General features: G+C 52.9%; 17 protein-coding genes. 3 read left to right on the top strand and 14 right to left on the bottom strand.

The genetic code is table 11. The features are described from left to right. Window positions 1–91 precede the first annotated feature (91 nt). The 4 genes from hemG to pepQ are packed head-to-tail and all read right to left on the bottom strand — an operon-like array spanning window position 92 to window position 4084. Window positions 92–637 carry a menaquinone-dependent protoporphyrinogen IX dehydrogenase gene (hemG, locus tag OGY67_RS16240; RefSeq protein ID WP_032945724.1) on the bottom strand — a complete coding sequence of 182 codons (546 nt, stop codon included), beginning with the start codon at window positions 635–637 and terminating at the stop codon, window positions 92–94. 11 nt (window positions 638–648) lie between these two features. Beyond that, the gene (gene trkH, locus OGY67_RS16235) at window positions 649–2100 is read right to left on the bottom strand and encodes a Trk system potassium transporter TrkH (RefSeq protein WP_003017848.1); all 1452 of its coding nucleotides are present in this window, start codon (window positions 2098–2100) and stop codon (window positions 649–651) included. Window positions 2101–2138: 38 nt separating this feature from the next. Further along, the gene (locus OGY67_RS16230) at window positions 2139–2753 is read right to left on the bottom strand and encodes an IMPACT family protein (protein ID WP_003017851.1); all 615 of its coding nucleotides are present in this window, start codon (window positions 2751–2753) and stop codon (window positions 2139–2141) included. Further along, on the bottom strand, window positions 2753–4084 hold the full coding sequence (pepQ, locus tag OGY67_RS16225) for a Xaa-Pro dipeptidase (RefSeq protein ID WP_008787103.1): 1332 nt from the start codon (window positions 4082–4084) through the stop codon (window positions 2753–2755). The genes OGY67_RS16230 and pepQ overlap by 1 nt, the downstream gene beginning before the upstream one ends. A gap of 188 nt (window positions 4085–4272) precedes the next feature. On the opposite strand from pepQ, the gene fadB reads away from it, so the two are divergent. Both fadB and fadA read left to right on the top strand, forming a co-directional pair. Next, window positions 4273–6462, top strand: coding sequence for a fatty acid oxidation complex subunit alpha FadB (gene fadB / locus OGY67_RS16220; protein ID WP_286574176.1), 2190 nt, complete (start codon window positions 4273–4275; stop codon window positions 6460–6462). A gap of 9 nt (window positions 6463–6471) precedes the next feature. Then, window positions 6472–7635, top strand: coding sequence for an acetyl-CoA C-acyltransferase FadA (fadA, locus tag OGY67_RS16215; protein ID WP_003828895.1), 1164 nt, complete (start codon window positions 6472–6474; stop codon window positions 7633–7635). A gap of 154 nt (window positions 7636–7789) precedes the next feature. On the opposite strand, the gene OGY67_RS16210 is transcribed toward fadA, so the two are convergent. The 4 genes from OGY67_RS16210 to ubiD form a co-directional block, all read right to left on the bottom strand. Continuing rightward, window positions 7790–8770 carry a LacI family DNA-binding transcriptional regulator gene (locus OGY67_RS16210; protein WP_267446649.1) on the bottom strand — a complete coding sequence of 327 codons (981 nt, stop codon included), beginning with the start codon at window positions 8768–8770 and terminating at the stop codon, window positions 7790–7792. Then, on the bottom strand, window positions 8767–9693 hold the full coding sequence (locus OGY67_RS16205) for an ROK family protein (RefSeq protein ID WP_267446650.1): 927 nt from the start codon (window positions 9691–9693) through the stop codon (window positions 8767–8769). Before OGY67_RS16205 ends, OGY67_RS16210 begins: the two co-directional genes overlap by 4 nt. A 228-nt stretch (window positions 9694–9921) precedes the next feature. Beyond that, window positions 9922–10623, bottom strand: coding sequence for an NAD(P)H-flavin reductase (fre, locus tag OGY67_RS16200; RefSeq protein ID WP_003828903.1), 702 nt, complete (start codon window positions 10621–10623; stop codon window positions 9922–9924). Between the two features lie 40 nt (window positions 10624–10663). Next, window positions 10664–12157, bottom strand: coding sequence for a 4-hydroxy-3-polyprenylbenzoate decarboxylase (ubiD, locus tag OGY67_RS16195; RefSeq protein WP_003828905.1), 1494 nt, complete (start codon window positions 12155–12157; stop codon window positions 10664–10666). Between the two features lie 204 nt (window positions 12158–12361). Between ubiD and rfaH the strand changes: the two genes are divergently transcribed. Further along, window positions 12362–12850 carry a transcription/translation regulatory transformer protein RfaH gene (gene rfaH / locus OGY67_RS16190; RefSeq protein WP_003017881.1) on the top strand — a complete coding sequence of 163 codons (489 nt, stop codon included), beginning with the start codon at window positions 12362–12364 and terminating at the stop codon, window positions 12848–12850. Between the two features lie 5 nt (window positions 12851–12855). Here rfaH and tatD read toward each other — a convergent pair whose 3' ends face one another. From tatD to ubiJ, 6 genes are all read right to left on the bottom strand, one after another. Beyond that, entirely contained in the window at window positions 12856–13638 is a 783-nt protein-coding gene (tatD, locus tag OGY67_RS16185) for a 3'-5' ssDNA/RNA exonuclease TatD (protein ID WP_032945714.1), read from the bottom strand. A 41-nt stretch (window positions 13639–13679) separates the two neighbouring features. Continuing rightward, window positions 13680–14471: a Sec-independent protein translocase subunit TatC gene (tatC, locus tag OGY67_RS16180; protein ID WP_003828911.1), complete on the bottom strand. Its 792-nt coding sequence runs from the start codon at window positions 14469–14471 to the stop codon at window positions 13680–13682. 2 nt (window positions 14472–14473) lie between these two features. Next, window positions 14474–15022: a Sec-independent protein translocase protein TatB gene (gene tatB, locus OGY67_RS16175; RefSeq protein WP_048227528.1), complete on the bottom strand. Its 549-nt coding sequence runs from the start codon at window positions 15020–15022 to the stop codon at window positions 14474–14476. A 3-nt stretch (window positions 15023–15025) separates the two neighbouring features. After that, window positions 15026–15280, bottom strand: coding sequence for a Sec-independent protein translocase subunit TatA (gene tatA / locus OGY67_RS16170; protein ID WP_003017888.1), 255 nt, complete (start codon window positions 15278–15280; stop codon window positions 15026–15028). Window positions 15281–15358: 78 nt separating this feature from the next. After that, window positions 15359–16999: a ubiquinone biosynthesis regulatory protein kinase UbiB gene (gene ubiB / locus OGY67_RS16165; protein ID WP_191215285.1), complete on the bottom strand. Its 1641-nt coding sequence runs from the start codon at window positions 16997–16999 to the stop codon at window positions 15359–15361. Continuing rightward, window positions 16996–17601, bottom strand: coding sequence for a ubiquinone biosynthesis protein UbiJ (gene ubiJ, locus OGY67_RS16160; RefSeq protein ID WP_003828918.1), 606 nt, complete (start codon window positions 17599–17601; stop codon window positions 16996–16998). The genes ubiB and ubiJ overlap by 4 nt, the downstream gene beginning before the upstream one ends. Between the last annotated feature and the right edge of the window lie 6 nt (window positions 17602–17607).

Below are 17607 nucleotides of genomic sequence, written 5' to 3'. Positions count from 1 at the left end.
GTCAGTGGAGGCGCATTATAGGGAGTTATTTCAGGCTGACAAGGGGAAATTTAAAATAATCTTCCGAGTGCGTATTTTTTATTCTTTGCGCTTATTTTAACAACGCTTTGTTGGTTAATTGGGCTATTTCCCGCGCGAATCTCGCAACCTGTTCCCAATCGGTATACACCACTTCTTTATTCGTATCCGTTTCACCACCTGACATCTTCATTATCAGTTGGATCATAACGCGGTCATACCAGCGATAGCGTGGATACAGCAAAGCACCCGCAATAACTGCACTGTGGTCTGGTCGCCACGGCGAACTCATCAGGAACTTACGCGCATAGCTGTTGGTTTGCGGCGTACGTTTCTCCGGCTTACGGGCTACGAGGTTTACGGAGTAGAACGCGCTCGGCATCGAATTCAGCCGTGTGGCATGCTTTTTCACAAACTCCTGAAAAGCAGCATGGTAATGACCGTAGCGAATCGAGGCGCCAATTACCACGCTGTCATAATTTTGCCAGTCCGGCTCCGCGGTACGATGCAAATTAACAACATCTGCCCAAACGCCCAGCTCTTTGAGTTCAGAAGCCAGATATTCAGCGATTTCACGCGTTTGTCCGTCCCGGGAAGAAAAAAGAATCAGTGTTTTCACGTGTTACTCCATTATTCACGCCAGAAGGTAGGGGTAAAGAGCACCAGCAGAGTAAAGACCTCCAGACGACCAAACAGCATATTGGCAATCAGGATCCACTTCGCCACAGGGTTCATACTGGCAAAGTTGTCGGCGACAACCCCCAGTCCAGGCCCCAGGTTATTCAACGTTGCCACTACGGAGGCAAACGCGGAGAAGTCATCAACACCGGTCGCAATAATCGCCAGCATACTGATAATAAAGACCAGCGCATAGGCAGAGAAGAATCCCCATACGGCTTCAAGAATTCGCTCCGGCAACGCACGGTTACCCAGTTTGATACTGTAAACCGCATTCGGATGGACCAGTCGTTTCAATTCGCGGTTACCCTGCTTAAACAGCAGCAGGATACGAATCACCTTCAAGCCACCGCCCGTCGACCCGGCACAGCCGCCGATAAAAGCAGAACACAGCAACAGCACTGGCAGAAACAGCGGCCAGCGGGCAATACTGTCCGTAGTAAACCCGGCGGTCGTCGCCATCGATACCACCTGGAAAAAGGCCTGGTTGATCGTCGTGAGCGCCGAGCCATAGGTATTGTGTATCCATAGCACCAGCGTACAGACTGCCACCAGCGTCAACTGCACGCCGATAAACATGCGGAATTCCGGATCCCGCCAGTAGACCTTCAGACTACGCCCACTTAATAAAGAGAAGTGCAGACCATAGTTACAACCGGAGATCAGCAAGAAGATAGCAATGATGGTGTTAATCGTGGGACTGTCGAAATACCCCACACTGGCATCGTGTGTGGAAAAACCACCGATGGCGATTGTGGCAAAACTGTGCCCAATGGCGTCAAACGCGGGCATCCCGGCAAACCATAGCGCCAGCGCGCACGCCACCGTCAGTAATACATAGATTAGCCATAGCGTTTTCGCCGTTTCGGCAATACGCGGGCGCATTTTATTATCTTTCAGCGGCCCCGGCATTTCTGCACGATAGAGCTGCATCCCACCAACGCCAAGAATAGGCAGGATAGCCACCGCCAGCACGATGATCCCCATCCCGCCGAACCATTGCAGCATCTGGCGATAAAAGAGAATCGCGTGTGGCAATGAATCCAGCCCCACCAGCGTCGTCGCACCTGTAGTGGTTAATCCGGAAAAGGATTCAAAAAAAGCGTCGGTTATCGTTAGGTTAGGGCTTTCCGCAAAGATGAACGGTAGCGCACCCACACTGCCCAGAACGGTCCAGAACAAAACGACAATCAGAAATCCTTCGCGCGATTTCAGTTCACCCTTCTCTTTACGGTTTGGCCACCACAGCATGGAGCCGATCGCCAGAGCAACGAAGAAAGTTTGGGTGAATGCACGCCCTGCCCCATCGCGGTAGATGAGCGCTACCAGTCCGGGGATAATCATTGTCCCCGAGAATAAGATGACCAGTAGTCCAACGATTCGGGTGATGGCGCGAAAATGCATCTCTGCCGCTTCCTTAGTTCTTTAAAATGAGGTGGGGATTATTCTTCAATCGCTAACAATTGCAATGAACCACGACTAAAATCCGCCAGTTTTGCCGAAAACTCATCCACTTTGGCAAAAGGAAGCGCCACCCTGAGCCGAACAAAAGCCTGGTAATCACTGGCAACGACTTTACCGTCAAACTGCCCCAGCAAGGCTTCAATGCCTGCCAGCTGACCGTACTCACACTGCAAAGTATATTCGGTTAATGGCGTCTTGCGCTGTGTCGTTAACTGGCGCAACGCCTGATTCACACCACCACCGTAGGCTTTTACCAACCCTCCAGTACCGAGAAGGATACCGCCGTAGTAGCGCACGACTACAGCGGTAATCTCGCCGACACCGCTCCCCATCAGCTGCGCAAGCATCGGTTTACCTGCCGTACCCGCCGGTTCGCCATCGTCTGAAAACCCTAGCTGCTGCGAGTCATTGGGCGCACCCGCCACCCACGCCACACAATGGTGGCGGGCGTCCGGGTGTTCCGCTTTGACTGACTCAACAAACGCCTTTGCCGCTTCTACGCCGTCCGTATGGGCGAGCAGCGTAATGAAGCGGCTTTTTTTGATCTCTTCGACGACGCTAACCGGCGCCGCAGGGATTAACCAACTGTCCATTACGCCAGTTTCAAATCCCGCGTCATGTTTTCGATATTGTTTTCGTGGACCACCACGTTGTCTTCAATACGAATACCGCCGAACGGTTTCAGTGCTTCAATTTTCTGCCAGTTGAAGTGCTTGCTGAACTGTCCTTCACGCCACGGTGCCAACAGAGATTCAATGAAGTAAATGCCCGGTTCGATGGTCAGAACCATGCCTGGTTGCAGTACGCGGGTGCAACGCAGGTAAGGATACTTCGACGGCGCGGCCAGATGAGTACCGCTGTCATCCTGCATAAAGCCTGCGACATCATGCACCTGCAGACCCAGCGGGTGACCAATACCGTGCGGCATAAACGGCCCGGTAAGATCGTTTTCCACCATCGCTTCTTCACTCATACCGGTGATGATTTGATGCTTACGCAGCAGCTTCGCGATACGCTGATGGAACTGAATGTGATAATCCACGTAGCTGGTGCCTGCTTTCATGGTGGCAATCAGCGCCAGCTCTTCGTCGTTAACGTCTTTCACCAGATGCGCATAGTCGTTGTCGTTTTTCGCCGACCAGGTACGCGTCAGGTCTGCCGCATAGCCGTTGTATTCCGCACCAGCGTCGAGCAGGAAGCTGCGGATTTCAGACGGTGCCTGATGATCCAGCTTGGTATAATGAAGAACCGAAGCATGCTCGTTAAGCGCCACGATGTTGCTGTATGGCACGTCGGTGTCGCGGTGACCGGTGGCAGTCAGGTAAGCGAGGTTGATGTCAAACTCGCTCATTCCGGAACGGAACGCTTCTTCTGCGGCACGGTGTCCATTTACCGCCATTTTCTGCGCTTCGCGCATACAGGCCAGTTCGTATTCCGTTTTATAGGCGCGGTAATAATGCAGGTAGTCGATCACCCCTTTCGGGTTGATGTTGCTGGCCGCGATGTCCAGTTGCAGCGCACGTTCCGGAACCGGGCCGATATAACCAATATTGCCTCGAGCAGCAGGCAGTTGGCTACCGATACCATCCGCTTTCGGCAGCGCGATGATCTCGATTTCTTCCGTCCAGAAAGAGGTTGGTAGCGGCTCAACGTTGTGCCAGTAATCGACCGGCAGGTAGAACCACAGTTTCGGCTTGTTTACGCCATCCACCAGCAACCAGCAGTTAGGAACCTGTGTTACAGGCACCCAGGCTTTAAATTGTGGATTGACCTTAAACGGATATGGATGATCGTCGAGAAAGACGTTAACAAGTTCGCCAGAGTGAATAAGTAACGCATCCAGTTTGAAGCGATCCAGCGCGTCGCGCGTCCGTTCCTGTAAGGTAACGATATGATTTTTATAGAGTGCGGCCAGCGATTCCATTTTCTATCCTTCTGTTTTTTGACCTCAAGTCTCCGCATCTTAGCACATCGCTTTGTGAGTGCGTGATTTCTGCCGAGCGTGATCGAATCGTCATTTCTTTAATCATTCATTTGCATTTTATTAACATAAAACACACACTTCGATTTATCTGGTATGACCAGATCACCTTGCGGATTCAGGAGACTGACATGCTTTACAAAGGCGACACCCTGTACCTCGACTGGCTGGAAGATGGCATCGCCGAACTGGTGTTCGATGCCCCTGGTTCGGTCAATAAACTCGACACGGCCACCGTTGCCAGCCTGGGCCATGCGCTTGATGTGCTGGAAAAACAACCGAATTTAAAAGGGCTGCTGCTGCGTTCTAACAAAGCAGCCTTTATTGTTGGTGCCGATATCACCGAATTCCTTTCACTGTTCCTCGTGCCTGAAGAACAACTGAGCCAGTGGCTGCATTTTGCCAACAGCGTCTTTAATCGCCTCGAAGATCTGCCTGTTCCGACCCTGTCAGCAGTAAACGGCTACGCGCTGGGTGGCGGCTGCGAGTGTGTTCTGGCAACCGATTATCGTCTGGCAACGCCGGACCTGCGCATTGGCCTGCCGGAAACCAAGCTGGGCATTATGCCGGGCTTTGGCGGCTCCGTGCGTATGCCACGTATGCTGGGTGCGGACAGCGCGCTGGAAATTATTGCGGCAGGTAAGGATGTTGGTGCTGAGCAGGCGCTAAAAATCGGCCTGGTCGATGGCGTAGTGAAGCAAGACAAACTGCTTGATGGCGCGATCACAGTATTACGTCAGGCGATTAACGGCGACCTCGACTGGAAGGCCAAACGTCAGCCGAAGCTGGAGCCGTTGAAACTCAGCAAAATTGAAGCGGCTATGAGCTTTACCATCGCTAAAGGCATGGTGGCACAGACGGCAGGGAAGCATTATCCCGCGCCGATTACCGCGGTAAAAACCATTGAAGCAGCGGCCCGTTTTGGCCGCGAAGAAGCGCTGAATCTGGAAAATAAAAGCTTTGTTCCACTGGCGCACACCAGTGAAGCTCGCGCGCTGGTTGGGATCTTCCTTAACGATCAGTTCGTCAAAGCCAAAGCCAAAAAACTCACCAAAAATATTGAAGCACCGAAGCAAGCTGCGGTGCTGGGCGCGGGCATTATGGGCGGCGGCATCGCTTACCAGTCAGCCTGGAAAGGCGTGCCGGTTGTCATGAAAGATATCAACGACAAATCATTAACGCTGGGCATGACCGAAGCGGCCAAGCTGCTGAACAAACAGCTTGAGCGCGGCAAAATTGACGGTCTGAAAATGGCGGGTGTGATTTCCACTATTCATCCAACCCTCGACTATAGCGGTTTTGAGCGTGTGGACGTGGTGGTTGAAGCTGTCGTGGAAAACCCGAAAGTGAAAAAAGCGGTACTGGCAGAAACCGAAGATCAGGTACGCCCGGACACCGTACTGGCTTCAAATACCTCCACCATCCCAATCAACGAGCTGGCCAGCGCGCTCAAGCGCCCGGAAAACTTCTGTGGGATGCACTTCTTTAACCCAGTACACCGCATGCCACTGGTTGAGATTATTCGCGGCGAGAAAAGCTCGGATGAAACCATCGCCAAAGTTGTCGCTTGGGCAAGCCAGATGGGCAAAACCCCAATTGTGGTCAACGACTGCCCCGGTTTCTTCGTGAACCGCGTGCTGTTCCCGTATTTTGCCGGTTTCAGCCAGCTGCTGCGCGATGGGGCGGATTTCCGCAAAGTCGACAAAGTCATGGAAAAACAGTTTGGCTGGCCGATGGGCCCGGCTTATCTGCTGGACGTGGTGGGAATTGATACCGCACATCACGCGCAGGCAGTGATGTCCGCAGGCTTCCCTCAGCGTATGCAGAAAGATTATCGCGACGCGATAGACGCCCTGTTTGATGCGAACCGTTTCGGACAGAAAAACGGTCTTGGATTCTGGCGTTATAAAGAAGACAACAAGGGCAAGCCGAAGAAAGAAGAGGATGCCACCGTTGACGATCTGCTGGCAGAAGTCAGCCAGCCGAAACGCGACTTCAGTGATGAAGAGATTATCGCTCGCATGATGATCCCAATGGTCAACGAAGTGGTGCGTTGTCTGGAAGAAGGCATTATCGCCAGCCCGGCAGAAGCCGACATGGCGCTGGTGTATGGCCTGGGCTTCCCTCCGTTCCACGGCGGCGCGTTCCGCTGGCTGGATACGCTCGGCAGCGCGAAGTATCTCGATATGGCCCAGCAGTATCAGCACCTCGGAGCGCTGTATGAAGTTCCGGCTGGTCTGCGTGATAAGGCGCGCCATAACGAACCGTATTATCCCCAGGTTGAGCCTGCCCGCCCGGTTGGCAGCCTGAAAACGGCTTAAGGAGTCACAATGGAACAGGTTGTAATTGTTGATGCGATCCGTACCCCGATGGGCCGTTCGAAAGGGGGCGCGTTTCGTAACGTGCGGGCAGAAGATCTCTCCGCACACTTAATGCGTAGCCTGCTGGCGCGAAATCCTGCGCTGGAGCCATCCGCGCTTGATGATATTTACTGGGGCTGTGTGCAGCAAACGCTGGAGCAGGGTTTCAACATCGCCCGTAACGCCGCGCTGCTGGCGGAAGTTCCGCACTCCGTTCCAGCCGTCACGGTCAACCGCCTGTGCGGTTCATCAATGCAGGCGCTGCACGACGCGGCACGCATGATCATGACCGGCGATGCTCAGGCGTGCTTGATTGGCGGCGTGGAGCATATGGGCCATGTACCAATGAGCCACGGCGTTGATTTCCATCCTGGCATGAGCCGCAACGTGGCAAAAGCCGCGGGAATGATGGGTCTGACTGCGGAAATGCTCTCTCGCATGCACGGCATCAGCCGTGAAATGCAGGATGCTTTCGCCGCACGTTCACATGCTCGCGCCTGGGCTGCAACACAGTCTGGCGCATTTAAAAACGAAATCATCCCGACCGGCGGCCATGATGCCGACGGCGTACTGAAGCAGTTTAACTACGATGAGGTTATCCGTCCGGAGACAACCGTTGAAGCGCTCTCCACCCTGCGCCCGGCGTTCGATCCGGTTAGCGGAACGGTCACTGCCGGTACCTCCTCCGCGCTCTCCGACGGCGCAGCGGCGATGCTGGTCATGAGCGAAAGCCGCGCCCGTGAGCTGGGTCTGACGCCGCGTGCCCGTATTCGTTCGATGGCTGTTGTTGGTTGCGACCCTTCAATTATGGGTTATGGTCCGGTTCCGGCCTCAAAACTGGCGCTGAAAAAAGCGGGACTCTCCACCAGCGATATCGGTTTGTTTGAGATGAACGAAGCCTTTGCCGCTCAGATCCTGCCGTGCATTAAAGATCTGGGGCTGATGGAGCAGATCGATGAGAAGATCAACCTCAACGGCGGGGCGATCGCTTTGGGCCATCCGTTGGGTTGCTCTGGGGCGCGTATCAGCACCACCCTGCTCAATCTGATGGAACGTAAAGACGTACAGTTTGGCCTGGCGACAATGTGTATCGGGTTAGGCCAGGGCATCGCGACGGTATTTGAGCGAGTTTAATCAAAGCATGTGACTTATTGTAGGCCGGGCAAGCGAAGCGCCCCCGGCGACTATGCCGGATGGCGACGCTGATACGTCTTATCCGGCCTACAACACAAATGCCATTGTATAACAATTTAGTTGCCGTTCTTCCCGCCTGTCAGGGGCGGGTTTTTTATTTCTCTGAACTACCACGTACCACTAACTGCACCGGCAACAGCAGATTCTCTTCCTGATTTTCTTCCAGCAATAAACGCAGCGCTTCACGCCCCAATTGTTGTTTATCAACCGCAATGGTGGTGAGTGGTGGATGTGACCAGGCCGCAGCATCGATATCATCAAACCCAACCAGCGCAAGATCTTCCGGGATACGTATACCCTGCTGCGCACACACCCGTTGAACAACCAGCGCTGCCGCATCGTTATAGGCAAAAATAGCGTCGGGCGGCTCTGGCAGACTGAGCAATTCATTCACCGCCTCCCCCAAAGATTGCTCGGTATCCAGCAGCGGCGGCGCAATGGCTTCATACTCTGGCGGCATCAGCAAACGGGCCTCATACAATGCCTGACGGTAACCCTTCTCGCGCTGACGGATGCTGTAGTGCGCAAGCGTGCTGGCAAGAAAAGCAATACGGCTGCGACCTTGTGCAATCAAATGTTGTGTAGCCAGATAACCGCCCTGGGTGTTGTCCGGATTCACGCAAGGCAGGCCCGGCGCCCAGAGATCCACCAGCACCAACGGCAGCTTCATCTGTTGCAGCAAGCCAAGTAATTCAGGCTCAAAAAATCCGGCACAGATCAGCGCATCAGGCTGGTGCAGCAGCACCTGTTCACTCACTGCATCGCCTGGACCAATGGAGAGAAAGCTCAGCGCAATACCATGGTCACGACAGTTATCTTCTATGCCCAGCAGCAGTTGAGAGTAAAACGGCAATGCCCGGCTGATATTGTGCTGGCGGTGAAGCAAAAACAGGACGCGTTTGATCTTGTCAGTGCGCAGACGGGAAAAATCATAACCCTGCTGCTGCGCCACAGAAATAATGCGCAGCCGGGTGTCTTCACGCAGCCCCGGCTGCCCTTTTAGGGCGCGGGAAACTGCACCAACTGAAACACCACAAGCTTCGGCAATATCTCTGATACGTACAGGTTTCGTCATTTCACTCTCATTGATTCTACTATGGCTTGTTGCGCCCCCAGCCAGGCCGCGCCGCGTACGCCGCTGCTGTCGCCGTGACGGGCCCGAACTATCGGTGTGCGGCACTGCTTACCAAATACGTACTGCGCCACTCGCGCCTGTAAACCCGAATACAGTAAATCGATATTAGATACCCCGCCCCCCAACACAATGACATCGGGATCGAGCGTATTCACCACGCTTGCCAACGCACGCGCCAGTTGATCGCAATAGCGTTCCCATAACAAACAGGCATCTGCATCACCCGATTCTACCTGTCGCATAATTTGTGGCACACCCGCATGTTGCGCGGTGTGATTCAAATACTGGCGTTCCAGGCCGCTGCCAGAAATAAAGCTCTCGATGCAGTTCAACTGCCCACAATAGCATGTCACTGCGGCCCCATCCCGGGATTCATGATAACGCGGCAAGGCATTATGCCCCCACTCTCCTGCGCAGGCGTTAGGTCCAGAGATCAAGCGGTTATCGATGCATAGTCCACCGCCGCAACCGGTACCGAGGATGACGCCAAAAACGACGCTGTGTCCATACCCGCTGCCGTCCATCGCCTCTGACAGCGTAAAGCAGTTAGCATCGTTGGTGACGGGCACAGCCATCCCTAACGCTTGCTCAAGATCTTGCGCAAAGGCCTGCTGATTCAGCACCAGAATGTTGGAGTTTTTGATTAACCTTTCGCTATCCACCGCACCGGGCACCCCAACGCCAACCGATAAAGGCTGATTAACGGCCAGTCTGGCCTTAGCAATCATCTCCGTCACGGCCTGGAAAAAATCACCGTAACTCTGCTTTGGTGTCGCGCATCGCTCGCGGTAAACAATTTCACCCGCGTTATCAATCACCACCGCTTCGATTTTAGTCCCGCCAATATCCAGTCCGAGTCTCATGGTCTTCCTCGTTTGCGCCTTGCAATTTGATTGCGTCTAGTTTGCCAATTTTGTTTACTAAACAAAAAGAGACCTGTCACAAAAGCTAAGTTTTGTGATTAATAGATAGGAAAAACATGTTTACTAAAAAACGTGGTGAAAAAGAGAAACAACGAGACCGGGCTTGCACCCTGTTAGAAGAAGTAAGGTTGGTGAGGAATGCGCCGGAAGGACTCCGGCGCACAGCGCTTAAATGAACGCGAAAGCGTCGCCAAACAGGCGATCTTCACGCGCACTGCGTTCATTACAGAACAGATCGCGCGCGATTTTGGCCATTTCGAAACGACCAGCGATGTAGATATCATGCTCCGCCAGGGTACCGTAATCCTGCAATACTGCCGTTAACACGGTTCCCGTACGACCACGCCAGCCGTCTTCAGGCTGTTCCACCACCGGCTCAACGCGCAGATTCGGGTGGTTCACAGACAGCGCTTCCAGCTCGGAGAGATCGTAGAGATGCTTCTCCTCGCGACCACCCCAGTAAATGGTGATATCGCGATTTGGATTACGCGCCAGCGCGGTAAGCAGAATAGAACGCACGTAAGAGAAACCTGTACCACCGGCAATCAGGATCAGCGGGCGCTCGTCTTCATCTCGCAGCCAGGCTTCGCCATGCGGAATGTCGACCTTGATTTCCCGGTCTTTCAGAATACGGTCCATCACAGCCATGGCGTAAAGATTTAGCTCAGAGGCGCCAACATGCAGCTCAATGAATCCTTGCTCGTCCGGCGTTGATGCCATGGAGAACGGACGCTTATCCCTTTCATCCATCACGACCATTAAATACTGGCCAGCACGAAAGGAAAATGCCGCGTCTGGCACTAAACGAACGCGATATACGGTGTCAGTGATAGCTTCTACCGAGGTCACTTTACAGCTTAAGGTTGTCATGCGCTCTCTCTGTCGGATCAATAGGCAAAACGATCGCGCCTCAGGCGCTTTTGCCGTCATTAAAGATGGCCAGTTCATCCCAAATTGCGTCAATGCGCGCAGTCACTTCAGGATCCTTTTTAATCGGACGTCCCCATTCGCGTTGGGTTTCGCCCGGCCATTTATTTGTGGCATCCAGCCCCATTTTTGAACCAAGGCCGGAAACCGGCGAGGCAAAGTCCAGGTAATCAATTGGCGTATTCTCTACCAGTACCGTATCCCGGGCCGGGTCCATACGGGTAGTAATTGCCCAAATCACATCATTCCAGTCGCGTGCGTTGACGTCATCATCGCAAACAATAACAAATTTGGTGTACATAAACTGACGCAAAAACGACCAAACGCCCATCATGACGCGTTTGGCATGACCAGCGTACTGTTTTTTCATCGTCACGACGGCCAGGCGATAAGAACAGCCTTCCGGAGGTAGATAAAAATCGACGATTTCCGGGAACTGCTTTTGCAGAATAGGCACGAAGACTTCGTTCAGCGCCACGCCGAGCACCGCGGGTTCATCTGGCGGGCGTCCGGTATAGGTAGAGTGATAAATTGCATCTTCACGCTGGGTAATGTGCGTGACGGTAAAGACCGGGAAGCTATCTACTTCGTTGTAGTAGCCGGTATGATCGCCATACGGCCCTTCCGGAGCCAGCTCGCCCGGTTCAATATACCCTTCCAGCACGATTTCAGCGCTGGCAGGCACTTCCAGGTCGTTGGAAATACATTTAACCACTTCGGTCTTGGTTCCGCGCAACAGCCCGGCAAATGCGTACTCGGATAATGTATCAGGGACCGGCGTCACGGCCCCCAGAATGGTCGCAGGATCTGCTCCTAACGCCACAGAAACCGGGAAGCGTTCACCCGGATGCGCTGCGCACCACTCCTGGTAATCAAGCGCGCCGCCGCGATGGGACAGCCAGCGCATAATGAGCTTGTTTTTGCCAATCAGCTGCTGACGATAGATGCCCAGATTCTGCCGCTCTTTATGCGGACCACGCGTTACGGTGAGCCCCCAGGTAATCAGCGGCGCGGCATCTTCCGGCCAGCAGGTCATAATCGGAATGCGGTTTAAATCAACGTCATCGCCCGAGTAGATTTTTTGCTGACAAGGCGCACCGCGCAACCGCTTAGTCGGCATGTTCAACACCTGCTTAAACTGCGGCAGCTTATCAAACAGATCGCGGAATCCTTTCGGTGGCTCTGGCTCTTTCAAAAACGCCAACAGTTTACCGACTTCTCGTAGCGCCGAGACATCTTCTTGTCCCATCCCCATCGCAACACGCTTTGGTGTGCCAAACAGGTTACACAGCACCGGCATTGAATAGCCTTTCGGATTCTCAAACAGTAACGCAGGCCCACCGGCACGCAGAGTGCGATCGGCAATTTCAGTAATTTCCAGATGGGGATCCACCTCAAGCGAAATGCGTTTGAGCTCGCCCTGCTGTTCAAGCAGCGTCAGGAAGTCGCGTAAATCGTGATATTTCATGGCGTCCATTGTGGCCTCTTCGTAAGCGCTTCATTATACGGCGTTCATCATTGTGATGCTGTATTTTTGTTAAATTAGCGTGAACTCTGGCGATACATATAAGCCCCGGGCGTATATACCCATTGGGTTTCAGCCTGCGTTGAGGTGGGTATAATTAACTTAACGCATGGCTTTTGCTATGCTTGCGCTCAGAACAAGCGGATAAGAGTTATTATGCAATCCTGGTATTTACTGTACTGCAAACGTGGGCAACTTCAGAGAGCCCAGGAACACCTGGAAAGACAGGCGGTGAACTGTCTGACGCCTATGATCACCCTGGAAAAAATAGTGCGCGGTAAACGTACCACAGTCAGTGAACCACTATTCCCTAATTACATGTTTGTCGAGTTCGACCCGGAAGTGATCCACACCACCACTATCAATGCCACGCGTGGTGTCAGCCATTTCGTCCGTTTTGGCGCGACGCCTGCGACCGTCCCTTCTCCCGTTATTCACCAGCTTTCTATCTACAAGCCTGAAGGTATTGTGGACCCGCAAACTCCTCAGCCAGGGGACAGCGTGATTATTACTGAAGGGGCATTTGAGGGGCTAAAAGCGATCTTCACCGAACCGGATGGCGAAGCGCGTTCCATGCTACTGCTTAACCTGTTGAATAAAGAAGTTAAGCAGAGCGTGAAAAATACCGGTTTTCGAAAAATTTAAGCCGTTTAGAAGGTCACTTCGAACAACGTTCGGACGTTAGCATCAATGGTTGCTGACAGCCATTGAGGATCTTCTCCGCGCCAGTGGGCAATACGCTCAAGAATATGTGGCAGGTGCGCCGGTTCATTGCGCCGTGACGTCGGTTTAGGCGTTAAGTCGCGAGGAAGTAGGTAAGGCGCATCGGTTTCGATCAGTAGTCTTTCTACCGGAATAAACGGCAGCAGTTCCCGCAGTTCCATCCCACGGCGCTCATCACAGACCCAGCCGGTAATACCAATATAAAGCCCTCGGTCCACACAATCCTGCATCTCCTGCCGCGTTCCGGTAAAACAGTGCAGCACCGCGCCCGGGAGACTATCCAGCCACGGCTCCAGCAACGTCAGAAAACGCTCATGGGCATCCCGACAATGCATGAAAACCGGCATCTGCAGTTCAGCGGCAATGCGCAGTTGTGCCTCAAAAGCACGTTCCTGCTCCTGTGGCGTGGAGAAATTGCGATTGAAATCCAGACCGCACTCGCCAATAGCGACCACCTCAGACTGGTTTGCCAGCGCGATAATCTCGTCTTCCGTTGAGGATTGCCATTGGCTACTGTCATGCGGGTGCACGCCAGCCGTGGACCAGCAATGCGGATAATGTTGCGCCAACTTCAGCGCCTGCTGGCTTTCGTGCAGGTTTGTTCCGGTCAGAAGCATACCGTTTACGCCCGCAGCAAAGGCGCGCGCCACAACATCATCCCTGTCTTTCGCAAATTGTGAACTGGTTAAATTAACGCCAATATCAAACATGCTACCTCCCATATGACAACCGCCCTGACGGGCGGTTGAATTTACTCTTCTGTTTTCTCGGTGGCTTCGGCTTCTTTTGCTTCTTCAGCCTCGTTGTCCTCATCTCGCGTACGTCGCTTACCGACATAGAAACGAGAGAAGAAAACGCCCACTTCAAACAGGCAGTACATCGGTATCGCCAACAACGTTTGCGAGAAGACATCTGGCGGGGTCAGTAACATCCCGACGACGAATGCTCCCACCACAACGTAAGGTCGTTTCTTACGTAAATCTTCAGGTGTCGTAATGCCCATCCAGCATAGCAGCACAATGGCGACAGGGACCTCAAAAGAGACACCGAAAGCCATAAATAGCGCCATTACGAAGCTGAGATAGCTGGCAATGTCCGTCGATACCTGCACGCCTTGCGGAGCCGTGTTAGCCAGAAAACCAAACGCCAACGGGAAGACGACAAAATAGGCGAATGCCATGCCGATGTAGAACAACAACGAGCTGGAGACCAGCAGCGGCACAACCAGGCGACGTTCATGTTTGTACAAAGCAGGCGCAATAAATGCCCATACCTGGTAGAGGATCACTGGCGCTGACAGGATCAGCGACACCATGAAGGTTAACTTTATAGGGGTAAAGAACGGTGAGGCCACATCGGTGGCGATCATCGTTGCACCCTGCGGCATCTGTTTAATCAGCGGTGCCGCAACCATATGGTAAATGTCGTTGGCAAAGTAAACCAACGCCAGAAAGATCACGATAACCGCAATAATGCAGTTCAGGAGTCGCTTACGCAGCTCGATAAGATGCGTAATGAGCGGTTGGGTATCTTCTACAGCCATGTTTACGGTTTATCACTCGACGAGGGGGAGGATTCGACAACAGGTGCGGCAGCTTTCTTTTCTGCATCCATCAACGTGGCGGAAGTGTTTTCCGTCTGCTCTGGCGTTTTAGCACCCGTGGATTCCGGTTTTTGCTCCGGCGAACTGGCCTGGTTTTCAGCGGCGGCAGGGGTTACCCCTTCTCGCTGCGCTTCACCTTCTTTCACCACCGGATTATGGATAGTGTGCGCTTCATCGCTCGCTTTCTCAGGATCGTGCACGCTGTAAGAACGCTTCATCGATTCCGCCGCTTCACGCAGCTCATCCATTGACGCTTTCAGCTCCGGGGTCAGATTTGTCAGGCTTGCTTTCTCTACTTTCTTCAGGCTGTCCTGAAACTCCTGAAGCTTAAGCTCCTGGGTCAGTTCATTCTGAACAGTAGTTGCAAGGGAACGCAAAGCGCGAACCCAGCCAGCAACCGTTTTTACCGCTACAGGTAATCGTTGCGGCCCCAGAACAATGAGGCCGATCACGAACACCAATAACAGTTCGCTAAAACCGATATCAAACACGGATTATACCTGCTCTTTATCTTGGCTTTTGGCGTCTTCCTTTTTCACTTCACCCTGCTTATCGGTGATGGATTTAGCAGTAAAATCAGCGTCCTGGCTGGTTTTATCTTGCTTAGGCTCATCATCACCCATCGCTTTTTTGAAGCCTTTGATCGACGCGCCAAGATCGGAACCGATGGAGCCGAGTTTCTTGGTGCCAAATAGCAGTACAACGATGACGGCAATGATCAACAACTGCCAAATACTGATACCACCCATACATGTTCCTCTGTCATAGATGATGAATTAATAAGGCCGTAGTATACGTTACACGACCTGCCTTGGGCGATGAAAAATTCAGCGCATTTTGCGCCAGCCGATCAACCAGGCTATGACGCCTCCCGCCATTAACCAGCCCGGCATAAGCCCCCACTCAGGGCGGCTTACCAGCAGGAATGTTCCACTTAGCAACAATGTTGCGCCAATGCCCAATAAATAACGGGATTGTCCCTGGCGTACATGATTCGCGTGAAGCTCGCGGGCAATCTTATCAACACTGTGCTGTAAATATTTGCCCTGGCGCAAACTGTCATACACCAGTTCAGGTATTTCTGGCATTTTTTCGACCCAGAACGGTGCTTTTTCTTTAAATGCCCTAACGAGCGCCGGAATACCGACCTGATCTTTAATCCAGGATTCGAGGAATGGCTTAGCCGTTTTCCACAAATCTAACTGAGGGTAGAGTTGTCGTCCGACACCTTCAACGTACAGTAGCGTCTTCTGGAGCAATACCAGTTGAGGCTGAACTTCCATATTGAAGCGGCGCGCAGTGTTGAACAGATTCAACAGCACGTGACCAAAGGAAATCTCCGCCAGCGGCTTTTCAAAAATCGGCTCGCACACGGTACGAATGGCAAATTCAAACTCTTCTACGTTGGTATCCGGCGGAACCCAACCAGAATCCACGTGCAGTTCAGCAACTTTGCGGTAATCGCGGTTAAAGAACGCAATGAAGTTTTCAGCCAGGTAGCGCTTATCTTCTTTGTTTAAAGAGCCCACAATCCCACAATCAATACCAATGTATTTCGGGTTTTCAGGGTGCTCATAACTGACAAAAATGTTCCCGGGGTGCATATCCGCATGGAAAAAGCTGTCGCGGAATACCTGAGTAAAGAAGACCTGAACACCACGCTCGGCCAACAGTTTCATATTGGTGCCGTTCTTCTCAAGCGTGGTGACATCTGAAACCGGGATACCGTAAATGCGCTCCATCACCATCATGTTCTGACTGCAATAGTCGGAATACACTTCCGGGATGTACAGCATCGGACTATCTTCAAAATTACGTCGTAGCTGAATGGCGTTCGCCGATTCGCGCAGCAGATTCAGTTCATCGATCAACGTTTTTTCATATTCACGGACGACTTCTGTTGGTCGCAGGCGACGTCCATCTGGCAGCAGACGAGGAACCCAACGAGCCAGGCGGTAGATCAGTTTTAAATCCGCTTTGATGACCGGGAGTATGTCCGGGCGAATAACTTTGATCACCACCTCTTTGCCATTCGATTTCAATCGCGCAGTGTGGACCTGAGCAACAGACGCAGATGCCAGTGGCGTGATTTCAAAATCATCAAACCATTCCTCAACGGACAGCCCGCCCATGGCCTCTTCGATTTGTTTTTTCGCTCTAAGCCCATCGAACGGGGCAACCCGATCCTGCAATAGCGCAAGCTGATCGGCGATGTGCGGAGGGAAAAGGTCACGACGGGTAGAGAGCATTTGCCCAAACTTGATCCACACCGGGCCGAGTTCCTGTAAAGCCAGTCTCAGCCTTTCTCCCAGCGGTTTGTCTTTATGTCGGTTGGGCATCCAGAACAACGAGTAACGCCACAACCGAAGCGGCAGCGTGATTCGCATTTTGGGGATGAGTTCATCAAGACCGTAGCTTAAAAAAGTGCGAATGATGAAATAAAGGCGCCGTACTTCACCTGGCGTCATTTGGCCTCCAGTTTTTCCAGCCGTTTGGCCAGAGATTCAACCGCGCGCTCAACGGCTGCCGTTTCTTCAGCAAACCATGCAACCTCTAGTGGACCAGGAGCCATGCGCCACTCTTCAGTGATCGCTTCGGCGACATAGCGCTGCTGGCGCTGAAAGTTATGGCACAGGAACTTCGCTCCACCACGCAAGACTTTGCTGACCCCTTCCGCGACGATATCGCCGGTATAGGGTGCTAACAGTTCTGCAGGATCCAACTCCGCCAGATCGGCCAGCGCAACAAAGTTCTGTACTACCTGGATATCGCCCTGGACTTCCAGCTCACCGCTGCGGATAAGCGTGGTGAGTTGCTGTCGGTCACGCAATTTCGGTAACACACTGGCATATGTGATTACGGTGCAATCGGCTTCGCCTTCCCATGCCCCCAGCACATCGACCTGGCGCTCGCTAAATACCAGGACTAACGGTGTTGAAAATCCTTTGAGATCAACACGCAGCACCTTACCCTGTAAACGCGTTCGGGCTGACTTCAGCGCAGGAGAACGGTACAGAAAGGTGTTGAGCAGATTTTCAACGCCTGCGGTTACTAAGGGTTTTAAAGGCATCCCCAC

It is taken from the genome of Citrobacter sp. Cpo015 (genome assembly GCF_030333035.1).
GTDB lineage: Bacteria > Pseudomonadota > Gammaproteobacteria > Enterobacterales > Enterobacteriaceae > Citrobacter > Citrobacter portucalensis.
Note: the sequence above shows the minus strand (reverse complement) of the source record. Positions and strands in the feature narration are given on the sequence as shown.